At 56.8% G+C, this 13535-nt stretch carries 12 protein-coding genes; 2 read left to right on the top strand and 10 right to left on the bottom strand.

Translation table 11 applies throughout. From position 1 onward, the window contains the following. Positions 1-35: 35 nt before the first annotated feature. The 3 genes from EXZ61_RS18405 to EXZ61_RS18415 form a co-directional block, all read right to left on the bottom strand. On the bottom strand, positions 36-1337 hold the full coding sequence (locus tag EXZ61_RS18405; protein WP_142813182.1) for an ABC transporter substrate-binding protein: 1302 nt from the start codon (positions 1335-1337) through the stop codon (positions 36-38). A gap of 72 nt (positions 1338-1409) precedes the next feature. After that, a complete protein-coding gene (locus EXZ61_RS18410) occupies positions 1410-2414 on the bottom strand; it encodes an ABC transporter ATP-binding protein (protein ID WP_142813184.1) in 1005 nt (334 codons plus the stop codon). Positions 2415-2586: 172 nt separating this feature from the next. Then, positions 2587-3720 (bottom strand): DUF3369 domain-containing protein, encoded by a 1134-nt coding sequence (locus EXZ61_RS18415; RefSeq protein WP_168224816.1) that lies wholly within the window; start codon positions 3718-3720, stop codon positions 2587-2589. Positions 3721-4088: 368 nt separating this feature from the next. Between EXZ61_RS18415 and EXZ61_RS18420 the strand changes: the two genes are divergently transcribed. Both EXZ61_RS18420 and EXZ61_RS18425 read left to right on the top strand, forming a co-directional pair. After that, positions 4089-5720, top strand: a complete 1632-nt coding sequence (locus EXZ61_RS18420; protein WP_142813188.1) for a peptide chain release factor 3 — start codon at positions 4089-4091, stop codon at positions 5718-5720. 33 nt (positions 5721-5753) lie between these two features. Further along, positions 5754-6611, top strand: coding sequence for an HAD family hydrolase (locus EXZ61_RS18425; RefSeq protein ID WP_142813190.1), 858 nt, complete (start codon positions 5754-5756; stop codon positions 6609-6611). Positions 6612-6629: 18 nt separating this feature from the next. Here the strand turns inward: EXZ61_RS18425 and EXZ61_RS18430 are convergent, their stop codons facing one another. From EXZ61_RS18430 to EXZ61_RS21945, 7 genes are all read right to left on the bottom strand, one after another. Continuing rightward, positions 6630-7664, bottom strand: coding sequence for a histone deacetylase family protein (locus EXZ61_RS18430; protein WP_142813193.1), 1035 nt, complete (start codon positions 7662-7664; stop codon positions 6630-6632). Positions 7665-7670: 6 nt separating this feature from the next. Continuing rightward, a complete protein-coding gene (locus EXZ61_RS18435) occupies positions 7671-8357 on the bottom strand; it encodes a hypothetical protein (RefSeq protein ID WP_142813195.1) in 687 nt (228 codons plus the stop codon). Then, positions 8350-9030 carry a hypothetical protein gene (locus EXZ61_RS18440; RefSeq protein WP_142813196.1) on the bottom strand — a complete coding sequence of 227 codons (681 nt, stop codon included), beginning with the start codon at positions 9028-9030 and terminating at the stop codon, positions 8350-8352. The genes EXZ61_RS18435 and EXZ61_RS18440 overlap by 8 nt, the downstream gene beginning before the upstream one ends. Positions 9031-9158: 128 nt before the next feature. Next, a complete protein-coding gene (locus EXZ61_RS18445; protein ID WP_142813197.1) occupies positions 9159-9569 on the bottom strand; it encodes a PPC domain-containing DNA-binding protein in 411 nt (136 codons plus the stop codon). 60 nt (positions 9570-9629) lie between these two features. Continuing rightward, positions 9630-10496: a GIY-YIG nuclease family protein gene (locus EXZ61_RS18450; RefSeq protein WP_142813199.1), complete on the bottom strand. Its 867-nt coding sequence runs from the start codon at positions 10494-10496 to the stop codon at positions 9630-9632. Between the two features lie 22 nt (positions 10497-10518). Further along, complete coding sequence (locus EXZ61_RS18455) at positions 10519-13254, bottom strand: TrlF family AAA-like ATPase (protein WP_142813201.1); 2736 nt, start codon at positions 13252-13254, stop codon at positions 10519-10521. 34 nt (positions 13255-13288) lie between these two features. Further along, a complete protein-coding gene (locus tag EXZ61_RS21945; RefSeq protein ID WP_168224817.1) occupies positions 13289-13456 on the bottom strand; it encodes a hypothetical protein in 168 nt (55 codons plus the stop codon). Between the last annotated feature and the right edge of the window lie 79 nt (positions 13457-13535).

The raw sequence follows: 13535 nt of genomic DNA on the forward strand, positions 1-13535 counted from the left end.
GCAGTCAGCTCGCTCTTAGATCACACTTTCATCCGTTACTTGATGGCGTCCCAGCTCTTTTGGATGTCGTCGGCCACTTGTTGGGCTGACTTGCCGCCGGAGTAATCCACCATGCCTTTCCAGAAGGAGCCAGCACCAATAGCGCCGGGCATCAGGTCAGAGCCGTCAAAGCGGAAGGTGGTTGCGCTCAGCAAAATCTCGCCTTGCTTCTTCAGTGCTTTGGACTTGTACTTGGCCAAATCAACACCTTTGTGCGGTGTCAAGAAACCACCTTCAGCCATCCAGATTTCATGCGCTTGGGGGTGTTGCAAGTACTCCATGAAAGCGCGAGCACCCTTGCTGTCTTTGGTCAGCGTCAGAATGGTGCCGCCACCCAAAACTGGGTTGCCGAGTTTCTTGCTTGCGTACGATGGGAAGTAGAAGAAGTCCGCTTCGTCCGCCTTGCCTTCTGGGAAGAACGCAGGGATGAAACTGGCTTGACGGTGCATATAGCACTTGGGTGGTGAGCCAAACATGCCTTTAGGGCTGTCTTTAAAGCTCACAGTAGCCACAGCCTTGGCGCCACCGTCCACGTAGGCATCATTCTTGGCAAACCAGCCGTAGGCTTCAATCGCGTCCACCACGCGCTTGTCATTGAACTTCACAGTGTTGTTCACCCAACCGTCATACACCTCGGGCGACTGTGTGCGCAGCATGAAGTCTTCCACCCAGTCAGTCGCAGGCCAGCCTGTTGCAGCGTCGCTGCCCAAACCAATACACCAAGGCTTGCCACCGTCGGCGGCAATTTTCTTGGTCAGGTCTTGCAACTCTTCCATGGACTTAGGTACTTTGTAGCCCTTTTCCTTGAAGTTCTCGGGGATGTACCACACCAAGCTCTTCACGTTCACGTTGTAGAAGAAACCGTAAAACTCTTCTTTGCCTGCTTTGTTTTTGTACGTACCCAGGTCAGCCCATGAGCTGCCCGCTGCGTAGTTCTTCTTGACCCAGTCTTTGGTTTTTTCACCCAAAGGCACCAAACCTCCGATTGCGGCCATATTGGCTGCCAATCCAGGTTGCGGGAAGACCGAGATATTGGACGGTGAGCCCGCCTTGATATCGATCACGATTTGCTGTTCCGAGCTTTGTGAGCAGGAATGCTTCACCACAGCGCCGGTTGCTTTTTCGAAGTTGGCGATGACTTTTTTGAGCATCCCCTCTTCGGCCCCTGTCCAAGGACAGGTCATGGTGATGACTTCACCCTTCAGATTGGGCCCCTTGTAGTCAGCAGCCAATGCAGGGCTGACCATGGAAGCCAGTGCCAGTGCGCTAGCACCAGCGATTACGGTTGTCTTAAACATGCCACTCTTCTCCTCTAATAACTCTACGGCCCATCCGCAAAGCAAATTGATATATCGGGGGGTGCGTTCGCGCTACGAAATGCGCTTGCCCGCACTGTCAAAACGGTACAAATGTTCTGGATCGAACCCCAGTGCAATAGCGCTACCGGGAGCGAGCATCAAGGTGCCATCCATGCGGGCAGTGATCTCACCCAAAACACCCGCATCCACATAGGCAAAAGTCTCATTGCCCAGTTGCTCTGAATGCTTCAGCGTGCCCACAATAGGGCCATTGGCGTCGACCTTGAGATGCTCTGGACGCAAGCCCACGGTGCTGGCTGCACTGCGCGATGCAAACTCGCCGGTGATGAAGTTCATTTGTGGCGAGCCAATAAAGCCCGCAACAAACAGGCTCGCAGGGCTGGTGTACAGATCCAGCGGACGCCCCACTTGCTCCACACGCCCCTTGTTGAGCACCACAATCTTGTCGGCCAAGGTCATGGCTTCAATTTGGTCATGGGTCACATAAATCATGGTTGCACCCAAGCGGCGGTGCAGCGTTTTGAGTTCCACCCGCATCTTGGTGCGCAAGGCGGCGTCTAGGTTAGACAGGGGCTCATCAAACAAAAACACCTTGGGGTCGCGCACAATGGCCCGGCCAATGGCCACACGCTGACGCTGGCCGCCGGAGAGCGCCTTGGGCAAGCGGTCTAGATATTCCGTGATTTGCAAGACTGCAGACGCCTCTTTGACGCGGCGGTCAATCTCTGGCTTGGGCACCTTGGCAATCTTGAGCCCAAACGCCATGTTGTCGTACACCGTCTTGTGGGGGTACAGCGCGTAGCTTTGGAACACCATGGCCACACCACGCTGGCTGGACGGCAAGTCGTTCACCCGCTCGCCGGAAATCGACAAGTCGCCGCTAGAAATCTCTTCTAAGCCCGCAATCATGCGCAGCAAAGTGGTCTTGCCACAGCCAGAGGGCCCAACAAACACCACAAATTCGCCGGGCTCAATATCCAAATCGATACCGTGGATCACGTCCAACTTGCCGTACTGTTTTTTGATACCGCGCAAGCGGACATCGGACTGACTCATGAACATTCCCCCAACTTTCTACCCGTTGAAACTTGCCGAAGCCCGTGGCGGTGTACTTAGAAAAACACACATACCGGAACTCCAAAAACGTTTTTGATTGTGCCAAAAACGTTTTTGTACGCGATAGGTGTTTTCCCGGGGTGAAATCCGAGCGTTTGCGACGCCCTTGGATTTAGGTGTTGGTAGCCGCCAAAAGCTTGCGCTCTAGGGCGTCTTGGTCCAAGGTCACTTCACCGTAGGACGCCAAATGCGCACTGACTTGGCGCAATGCGGCGGGCAGGTCTTGGCGGTTGCCCTGCTCAATGCACAGCAAAGTGCGCCGCACGGCTTCTAAAAAGGCGTCTTGCGCGTGGCGCAAGCCGTTGAACGCATGCAGGTTGTCGAATGCCCAACCAATCTTGGTGCAAAAGTTTTCCAGCAAGCGCCGCTGGTAGTCTGCCAGCGGCCAAGGCGGCGACACCAAAATCACAAACTCCCGGTGGTCTGGCGTGCCGACATGCAGCACATAGTGGGGATGTTCTAAGTGGCTGCGGCGTTCTGCAAAGGCCGTTTTGGCAACCTGCAGCAGGGCATCTGACTCAGGAATATGCGCCTCTTTGCCCATGGCGGCATAGTCACCCGTCGCCGCCATGATGACGGGGGCATCACCACTTTCCGCCTGCGACAAAAACAGGCACAACACCCCATTGGCCCCCACGTCCAGCAGGGCCGTAATCTGGTTCAGCACCCCAGATGAAAACTCCCGCAAAGATCGCACGTGGTACAGATCGGTAGATGCCGCCAGTATGCGCTCCAAGCCCTGGCGGCTGCGCTCAATGGTGAGCAAGCCCTCGTAGGCACGCAGCGAGGCGATCACCGTTGTAAACAATTTTTGCCCAGTGAGCTCGGTCTTGTTCTTGTAGTCATTGATGTCGTACTGCAGCACCACGTCACGCTCGGGCGCTTGCCCCGGCTGCCCGGTGCGCAGCACCAGTCGCACCATCTGGTTGTTGAGTTCCTCGCGCACTTGTCGCGCCAAACGCAGTCCGGCGTCTGCCGTCTCCATCACCACGTCGAGAAGTACCAAGGCAATGTCGGTCTCGCGACGCATCACCAGCAGGCCCTCCTTGCCGGAGTAGGCAGACATCAACTGGATTTCACGGTCTTTGTAAACAATGCCAGAGAGCGCGAACCGGGTGGCATTGTGGACATCGGCCTCGTCATCCACCACCAGCACTTTCCAGGGTGGCATAGGTGCGGCTGCGCGTACAGGTGCAGCATCAGGCGCATCGTCGCGCAGCCAGCTTTCGGAGTCTTCTTTATCCATCGACATCTCCCAATCATCGACAACCCGCGGACCAACAATGCGCAGCGCCCCTTGTAAGTTCTCTACGGTTCTGGTGACACAGCCCCCACATCGTAGCGGCCAATGCAAAGCAACACAAACTTAAACCGCAACTTAAACAACGGCTGGGCAAATACGTGATCTGCAGGCGGCGTAAGCGCCGCTAGCGCATGAGCCCGCCATCTAGCCGCACGCAGGAGAAACCGAGCCCAGTGCAGTGCCAGTAAAATTGCGGGCTTGCGCTGTGCTTTTGGACGGGCCAGGTGTTCTGGGCTCACATTTCCAAGCATTCCCCACGGTTTGACTGACGACGGCCGACATTGCGCGCTTATTTCTAAACTGGATTACCTGTGACCTACGCCTCCGAAACCCGCCGCCGCCGCACCTTTGCCATCATTTCCCATCCGGATGCGGGTAAAACCACCCTGACTGAAAAGCTCTTGCTGTTCTCGGGCGCGATCCAGATTGCCGGCTCGGTCAAAGCGCGCAAGGCCAGCCGCCACGCGACCTCCGACTGGATGGAAATCGAAAAGCAGCGTGGCATCTCGGTCGCCTCGTCGGTCATGCAGATGTCTTACCGCGACCACGTGGTCAACCTGCTCGACACCCCCGGCCACAAAGACTTCTCGGAAGACACCTACCGCGTGCTCACCGCCGTGGACTCGGCACTGATGGTGATTGACGCGGCCAACGGTGTGGAAGCCCAGACCCGCCGCCTGATTGAGGTCTGCCGCCAGCGCGACACACCCATCATCACCTTCGTGAACAAGATGGACCGCGAAGTGCGCGAGCCCCTGGACATCTTGGACGAAATCGAACGCGAGCTGGGCATGCCCTGCGTGCCCATGACCTGGCCTGTGGGCCAAGGCAAGCTGTTCGGCGGGATCATCAACCTGCGCACCGAGGCCATGACCGTGTTTGAGAGCGGTAGCGAGCGCCGCCCACAAGACTTTGACACCGTGCCTTTGAACGACGCCGACTCGCTGGCCAAGCGCTTTGGCCACGAGTGGACTACCGCCATCGAAAGCATGGAGCTCGCCACCGGCGCGTCCCCCGCGTGGGACCATGCCGCCTTTTTGGCGGGCAAGCAAACGCCCGTGTTCTTTGGCTCTGGGGTGAACAACTTTGGGGTGATGGAAGTGCTGGACGCCTTAGTCGACCTGGCACCCGCGCCCCAAAAGCGCACCAGCACGACCGTGGTCAACCGCCAGCCCGTGGTCAAAGAAATGCAACCCGAAGACACGGCCTTCAGCGGCGTGGTGTTCAAGGTGCAAGCCAATATGGACGCCAACCACCGCGACCGCATTGCCTTTGTACGCATGGCCTCTGGCAAATACACACCGGGCATGAAGCTCAAGGTCATGCGCACCGCCAAAGAGCTGCGCCCCACCTCGGTTGTCACCTTCATGAGCCAGCGCCGTGAAGCGGTGGAAGAGGCCTACGCCGGTGACATCGTGGGCTTTACCACCCACGGCGGCGTGCAGCTGGGTGACACCATCACCGACGGCAGCATCAACCTGCAGTACACCGGCCTGCCCTTCTTTGCGCCCGAAATGTTCATGACCGTGGTGCTGAGAAACCCCTTGCGCACCAAGCAGTTGCAACAAGGCTTGGCCCAGTTGGGTGAAGAAGGCGCCATCCAAGTCTTCAAGCCCGAAATGGGTGGCAATATGCTTTTGGGCGCTGTGGGCCAATTGCAGTTCGAAGTGGTGCAACACCGTTTGAAAGGTGAATACGACGCCGACATCCGCCTAGAAGGCTGCCAGTACACCGGCGCTCGCTGGATCACTGCAGACACGCCCAAAGAGCTGCAGGAGTTCATCAACGCCTACCCCATGCGCATGGCCCGTGACGCCGCCGACACATTGGCCTACCTATGCACCAGCCCCTATGACGTGCGCTTGGCGCAAGAGCGTTTCCCCAAGATCCACTTCCACCCCCTGCGTGAACACGCGGGCTTGGCGCTGCAAAGCGCGGGTTGATCCGGCACGGTACAGGCAGGGGGTTCTGCGCACATGAAGGCACTGAGCCACTGGCCCTTGGAACAGCGTCGCCGCATCACCGGCGTGTTTACCGACATTGACGACACCCTCACCAGTGAGGGTGCCATCACGGCCGATGCCTTGCGGGCCCTGCACCAGCTCAAAGCGGCGGGGCTGACTGTGATCCCCATCACCGGGCGGCCTATTGGTTGGTGCGAGCCGTTTATGCGGGGCGAGGTGTCGCCGCCCTGGCCGGTAGACGCCATGGTGGCCGAGAACGGTGCTGTGGCTTTTGTGCCTGATAGCGCTGATTTTTCGAGCCAAAATAGCCTGCAGCGCCCATCTGGTATGCGCAGGCCGCTATCAAAACGATACCAACAAGACGCCAGCACACGCGCGCACAACCAAGCACGCATGCAAGCCATTGCCGCCAAGGTCTGTGCCCAAGTGCCCGGTGTGGGCCTCGCGCGAGACAGCGCTGGGCGTGAGACGGACCTCGCATTCGACTACCACGAGTTCGCGCAACTGGGCCCAGCGCAAGTCGATCAGGTGCTGGCCTTGCTGCAAGCAGAAGGCATGCACACCACAGTGAGCAGCATCCACATCCACGGCTGTTTTGGGGACTTCAACAAATGGGGCGGCGCATGCTGGATCGTGCAAACCCTGCTGGGGCGTGACTTGACCCAAGAGCTAGACCGCTGGGTGTTTGTGGGCGACTCGGGCAACGACCAAGCCATGTTTCAGCACTTCACCCACAGCGCGGGCGTGGCCAACATTGCGCGCTTTGTGCCGCAGCTCACCCACCTGCCCCGCTACGTCACGCTCAGCGAACGGGGCAGCGGTTTTGCCGAAGTGGCCAACGCGCTGCTAGAAGCCCGCCAAGCGGGCTAGGCCGCTCTCGGCACGTACTCAGGCAAAGGCCTGCAGCACGTTCACGGCGTTGATGCCAACCTCTTCCACCGCGTAGCCCCCCTCAAAAATAAACACCGTCGGCAAGCCCGCTTGCTTGAGGCGGGCACCGATGCGCAGGTAGTCGTCACTCTTGAGCTTGAAGCCTGAGATGGGGTCGCCCTCAAACGTGTCCATGCCCAGTGACACCACCAGCGCGTCCGCGCCAAACCGGGCGATGGCCGTCAGCGAGGTTTCCAAAGCCCGTGCCCACGCCGTGTAGTCTGTGCCGCGTGGCAGCGGCAGGTTCAAGTTAGCACCCACGCCAGCCCCAGCGCCCGTCTCGTCCGCATGGCCCAAGAAGAAGGGGTACTCGGTGCGCGGGTCGCCGTGGATGCTGGCAAAAAACACGTCAGGCCGGTCATAGAAGATGGCCTGGGTGCCGTTGCCGTGGTGGAAGTCCACATCCAGCACCGCCACTTTCTTCATACCAGCATTGCGCAAATGCTGCGCCGCCAGCGCCGCATTGTTCAAGAAGCAGTAGCCGCCAAAAAAGTCCGCCCCCGCATGGTGGCCTGGCGGGCGACTCAGGGCAAACGCGGCGCGGTCGCCCGCCACCACTTGCTGCGCCGCGCTCAAAGCGCACTCCGCCCCCTTGCGCGCCGCCACCCAGGTGCCGCTGGTGAACGGCGAGCCTGCATCAAACGAATACAGCCCCACCTTGGCGGCTAAGTTGTCGGGCTCGATGTCGGTGCGGAAGGTGCGCGTGGGCCACACGGAGGGCAAGATGTCCTTGTCCGCATTGGCCGCGTCCAGCGCCACCCACTGGTCCCAGGCGGTCGCCAAAAAGTTCAGGTAGCGCGGGCTGTGGATGGCGGTAAGCGCCGCTTCGCCAAACGCCTTCGGCTCTACTACCGTGCCCAACTGGCGGCGCTGCAGCTCCGCCAGCACATGGTCCGCGCGGGCCGGCACCTCAAAGCACGGCACCAGCGCGCCGCGGAACATTTCGACTTTGCCCTGGTGCTGGGCGTGGAGGTGGTTGTAAAAGGTTTTCATGGTGAGTTAGCTTGGTAGTTTTGAGATTTGGATCATTCGAGCCCGGACTGTTGGCTCGCGCTCTGGGTTGCTCAGTAAACCGGGCAGCGCATTGTGGAAGGCAGGCATGTTCAGCAGCGCAGCCACCGATTGGCCTACATGGTTGCGCACCGCTGCCTCGGCAGCGGCCATCTCCTGCGGCACTGAGCTACGCCCTTCCATCACGGTCATGATGTCTTCAAGGTCGTGACTCAAGTACACGTCGTTCTGTCCACGGTCTTTGAATGCTTCGAATTTGGTTGCGAAGAAGTGAGGCGCCGACAAATGCCGCAGCAGCAAGCCGTCTGCCAACTCCACCGAGATGGCGGCATCAAAGCCCACCCGGTACCAAGGATTGGCAAAGCCCAACACCTTTTCGTCCAGCGGAACCAAGTCCAGCTGCATACGGTTCCAGAACCAGCGAAACGGGGGCGTGTTGTCTGCCATCGTCTGCTTGAAGCCACGCTGCATCAGTTGCTCTGCCAGCCGGTGATACGCAGCCAACGACGCCACTTCCACGATGGCGTCTACATCTTCTGTGGGGCGCACATCCATCAAATTAACATCGTCCACCAGCAGCCCCGTTGCACAGCCGCCCACAAAAACCACCTGCTCACACAGCGGCCCCATAGCCTGCGCTATCGCGGTCAATAGGGCCAAATTCGGATTAGCCATGCATAGATCCCTTCACGGGCTTGGGTGCGCTAGGGTCAATGAGTGCTTGCAGGCGTTCCAGCGCCATGCCCCTCTCGCGTGCCTTGCCCACGCGCAACGCATCAAACAGTGCCAGCATTTCGTAGAGTTTGGCGTCCTGCATGGCTGCAAAGGGCACCGACGGGTGCAGTGGCTCCACCCCCACACCACGCACCGAACCGTTTGGGTGCGGCCACACAAAGTCGGTGCTACCTGGGGCAAACACACCGGCAAAGGCAGGAGCACTGTGGCTAGTGGGAACACCCACGGACAGCGGCAAACGAACCCCGGGGAACGCGTATTTGGCGCCGTGCAAGGCGAATTCGGCCAAGTTATGCGAATGGGGTCTTACGGCGTTGTCGGCCACCGCTTCGTTATCAGGCGAAGCCGAACGGCGCACCCGCTTGCGAGTGACTCGGTAAATACCCATAGGCTCCTGCGCATTCATTGCCGAGTTGATGTCACCCGCCAAGGACAGCGGAATTGCCGCATAGTTTTGCGACAGCAACCCCGCCTGCAACCCCCGCTTGATGCAGGCATGCGCCTCAGACACGCTAATGCCCAGCTCCAGCGCCAAGCGCGCATACGTCCAGCGCTGCGCACCCCAAGCCACGAGCTTGAGGGCTACCAAGAAGTCTTGAGGCTTGAGCGGCATTTACATTCAATATTCGTGAATCGCGAATATTGAATGTAATGAAATCGCCGCACAAATGCAAGCCAAAACCACAATTGGCCACTTTCGCTCATGGAATAAGCGCCAGCAACTATCAAAGAAGTAGCAATTCAGTCCCGCGCCCGTATCACCAACTCGTCATACCCCGTGCCCGCATCCGGCTCGCGGGTGAACTGCCAGTCGGGCAACAGGGCCAGCAGCACCTCGGCCGTGGTGAGCACGATGCAACCCGGCGCCACATGCCCACCCAGCACCTGCCCCGTGGCGGTGGAAATGGCCATGTGCATGTGCGAAGCCGTCTTGTCGCCATTGGCGGCTACGGTGCCCGAGAGAGTGAGGATCTCCATGCTCTCAGTGAACCGCGTCGGATCTTTATCGCCCGCCAGCCGGATGCCAGCGGTAGACAAGCTGCCGATGCCTGACAGCACAAAGGCCGCGCGGCAGTTTTGCGCCTGGACTGCGGCTTCTAACGCAGCGCGAAGATCTTGGCCGGGGGTTAGGCGGATGGGGAGAGCTTTCATATCAAATCAGGCTCTAGCGCTCATGGATATTGCGTGAGTAGCTATCAAAAGTAAAGCAAATCACTGACCGGCCTCCGCCATTTGAATCTCTTTCAGCGTCCGGCCATTGGCGTCTTTCCAACTTGTGCGCCCGTTGGTGCTGCCACCCAACACAATGTCTGATGCAGCAGACGGTGCTGAAAATACATAGTCCTGTGTGAAACGCAACACACCGCCCTCCTCCACCAGCACGCCGTTCTTGAGCAGGTCTGCCCGCAACTCGCAAGCACCGGTCATTTGGTTGAACGCGTTGGTCACTGCAACCACCGCCTGCGACCCCGCCCGCACTACAAAGCCCTGGCTGGCCTCGTAGCCCGTGGCCTGCACCCCCTTGCCCTTGCAGGTGAGCACCGGGCCGGCCTTGGCGGCGGGGACCTTGGGCGCTTGCTCAAACGCATGCACACCCAGCACCGGTAGCATGCCCAGCATGTGGCCCAAAAAGACTTCCATGTCGGCCCGGTCGGCCTCGCTCAGGGACGGCTCGGCGGGCTGGTTGGCGTTGTCCAGCGGCATGCGCTTGGCGGCGCGGGCCAGGGCGATGAGGCGCGACTCCAGAAACTGCACATGCGCCTTGTTGAGTTGCCCGGCCGTGGTGGTGGTGAAGCCGATGGCGCGGGTCCAGAAATCCTTTTGCGCATAGTGGCTCTCCAGCCGGGGGCGGATGGGGTCGCCCTCGCCCACGTAGAGCATGTCGCCCTCACCATCCGGGCGTGGCCCCAGCAATAGGTACACCCCGGTCTGCGCCAGCTCGGGCCGGGCCTTGACCTGCGGCAGCAGCGCACGCGGGAACACCAGCGCCTTACCGATCCAGTTGGATTTGTCGACGATGCGCAGACCGTCGGGGTCGCCGTCGGCGACGAAGATGCGGAGGGAGAAAGGGGCACTCATTACATTCACACTGACAAATCAATCACTTGAGGTTGTAACGAAGCTCTCGCTTCAAGAATGCGGCATCCCCGCCCTCGAGAATCCGTCGAACTGCCTGATTCGTGGTCGCATCTTCCAGGCTTCCTGATCTATATCGAAGAACTCCCGAATCATTCTCAGCAACGATCACTTGATCAGCATCCGCGTTGACCACCAAATTGGCGTTATGGCTCACCAAAATTACCTGTCGAAATTGTTTGATTCCACGAAAGATATCAACCAATTCCTCAATGATGAACTCGTTATCAAGGTCATCTTCGGGCTGATCAAAAATCAACGGCTGCGTAAATGCCTGGGTAGCTAATTTCAAGCACAAATAAACCGTACCTTTTTGACCAACAGATAAGCGATCCAGTGGGCGGCCACCGTACGAAATAACAGGCTCTACACGAAGAAATTTTGATCTCTTGGTTACGTCATAAAACAATCCAGCAAGATCACCAGATACAAAATCTTCCGCTTCGATGGTGTGCAACTCGTCTCTCATAAACTCGAAAAAAGCATCGGCATCGGCGATTGGAAATGCTTGCTTGACTCGACCATCTACTGTCAATTCATTCGTCGCCCGGAACGAGCGAAGATTCAAAACATCTTTGAGATGCGCCACAAATACAGTTGTGTCGAAAATCACTCTGCCAGCCAACGTGATTTGGCGGTCAGCCAAGATTCTTCTCATCAAATCACGCTGCTCAGTTGTCCAATCCGGTTGTCCTTGCTGAACTGACAACCACTTTGCATCGATTGCGTCCTTTTGGCGCTTAAGTTCGGCAGCAATTAGGTCGGGCAAGGTTGACCGCTTAGCTATCGCGATTTCAAGCTCCTTCTGCTTTTCGGCAATAAGTCGGAAATTGTTGTGGAGCTTTTCTATTGAAGCCCGGTATACCTCAGCGTTCTGCAGCAAGCCTGACAAATCACCCGTGTAGACCTGTGCAAAATCGGATCGTATTTGGGCGTTTTGCGTTTGACCGCTCTTGACTTGGGAAGCAGCGCTGATGGTCGCGGACTCTATTGCCACTGATTGCTTGGAAATGTCCAACAGCGGAATTTGGGGGTCAACTGCCGACAGCTTCAAGTCGAATGCGGCCTTAAAAGTATCCAACTCGTCCTTAAGTAGACCGAGTTTTCTTATTAGCTCTTCAGCGCTGGAAATTCGTGAAATATTGGCAGTAAACCGCTCCAGCTTCTCCTTGTTTTGATCGGTTGTTATTGAGTCTAGAAGACTGGTAAAGCGAGCGATCTGCCCTTCAATTTCTCTGCGGTCATAGATAACAGAACCTTTTTCATCAGTTTGATCAAACCAGAGTTTCAGCTTACTTACCGAGTCCTGCATCTCCCTTGTTTTTGCAACCAAATCACTATCGAACGACAAGCCTTGGATCCCCAGCATTTGCTTAATCTCTTCGCCTACAGTTCCAGTTGTCACTTTGGACTTAACTTCGTTCTGAGAGATGTATACAAAAGGAAGCTCTGCCCCTTCCTTCGCATGATGGTTACTCATACTCTGGACGTCCTTGTTAAACGTCACCGCGAAATCTTGGTTGAGTACGTAAGTTGGCTTCTTTTGAGATGGACCAAACGCTTGTCCGACGTAGTCAACTAGGCAGCTTTTTCCGGTACCACGACCTCCAATCATGCACACCAGATCACTATTCAGTGGCAAGCCTTCATGCATCCCAAAACGCGGATTTTCGTAGTTTGGATTTCCAGGAAAAGGGGATAGTTCTTGCGTAATAACGACGGAACTAAAAAATGGCTTTGTGTAGGCTTGGCCTGGGCTCTTCTCTTGCACGCGCACTCTGGCCACCGGTTCAAAAAGGATCTGTCGCAGACCTTCAAAAGTCGGATCCGCCTTTATCCACGTTTTCTTGGTATTGGTTTCCGTTCGCCATGTCTTAAACGCTGCTATCGAATGCCCATCACTGCCGGATACACATGGCTTGGGTCGCCCTCCAATCGTCGCTTTAAAACTATCTAAGAACTCAGCGTTTTCAGGTGTTTTTCGACAAGCAAAGAGGTCAATATTCTTTTGATCTCTATCCTCAACAATATCGGCCATCTGCATGAAGTACAGATCTTCAGCCGGTTGCGCTTTCCAGTCAATTTTTGCCATCCCGCCATAACAGTCGTAAGGCACCATGACAAGCCTTTGATCTGTCGGGATCGTTTTTAGGGCTGCCTCAAATGAAGCCTTTGTGATCTCCGCAGTTTTTGCACCCAGCAATGCCAGCGCCGCAGGGTTTGTCAAATAGTCTACCGGCGCACCCTGATCCTTCGCTTTTCCGGCATCCAACCGCTTGGCATACTCCACTAGCGCCTCATCAGAAAGCGGGCGATCAGTCAGCCTCAACTTGAGTTGGCCTTTAAAGTCAATCAACTGTTGAACAGTAAGTTTGTCAGAAAGAATGACATGAATGTTCAATCGAAACTTTGAAGCTGACTCAATCCTCAACTCAATAGCGGGAAACAACGTCTTGTGGATTGTTTCGCCCGATTCATGAGCCTGTCGCAGCGCGAGATACCCATCAAACGTCCAGTAGTCGTTGATCGCAAATGCGGCAACGTCACTTTCGTTCATGTTCGCAACTATTTGACTGATTGCGATGGCTTTTTCTGCGGGCGTCATAGTGGCAAAGCGCCCACCAGAATAGTTGTATGAAGCGGGCGTATGGATGTGAAGGTCCCACAGCCGCCACTCCGATCCTTTTGGAAAATTGCTCATTGGTGGTCTAGCTCCCTTTTGTTTTTGTGGCTGTTTAGGCTTTGAATTCAGCGCAAACGCTGGTGCCTAAGTTGACTGTCATTACGATTGCGCTGGCAGGAACTGACAAATTGATATCGACGTCCGCCAAGTCACAGACATGCCAAACGAGCACATCTATCAGCGCATCAATACTGACTCTGGCTTTTTGCTCTGGCGTCATGCCTTGATCTCCCTTGGGGAGTCATTCTAGGGGCAATGTGTGCGCGGATATTCAGAGCAGTTATTCAGAGGCAAATATG

This window comes from Rhodoferax aquaticus (assembly GCF_006974105.1).
GTDB classification, from domain to species: Bacteria; Pseudomonadota; Gammaproteobacteria; order Burkholderiales; family Burkholderiaceae_C; genus Allorhodoferax; species Allorhodoferax aquaticus_A.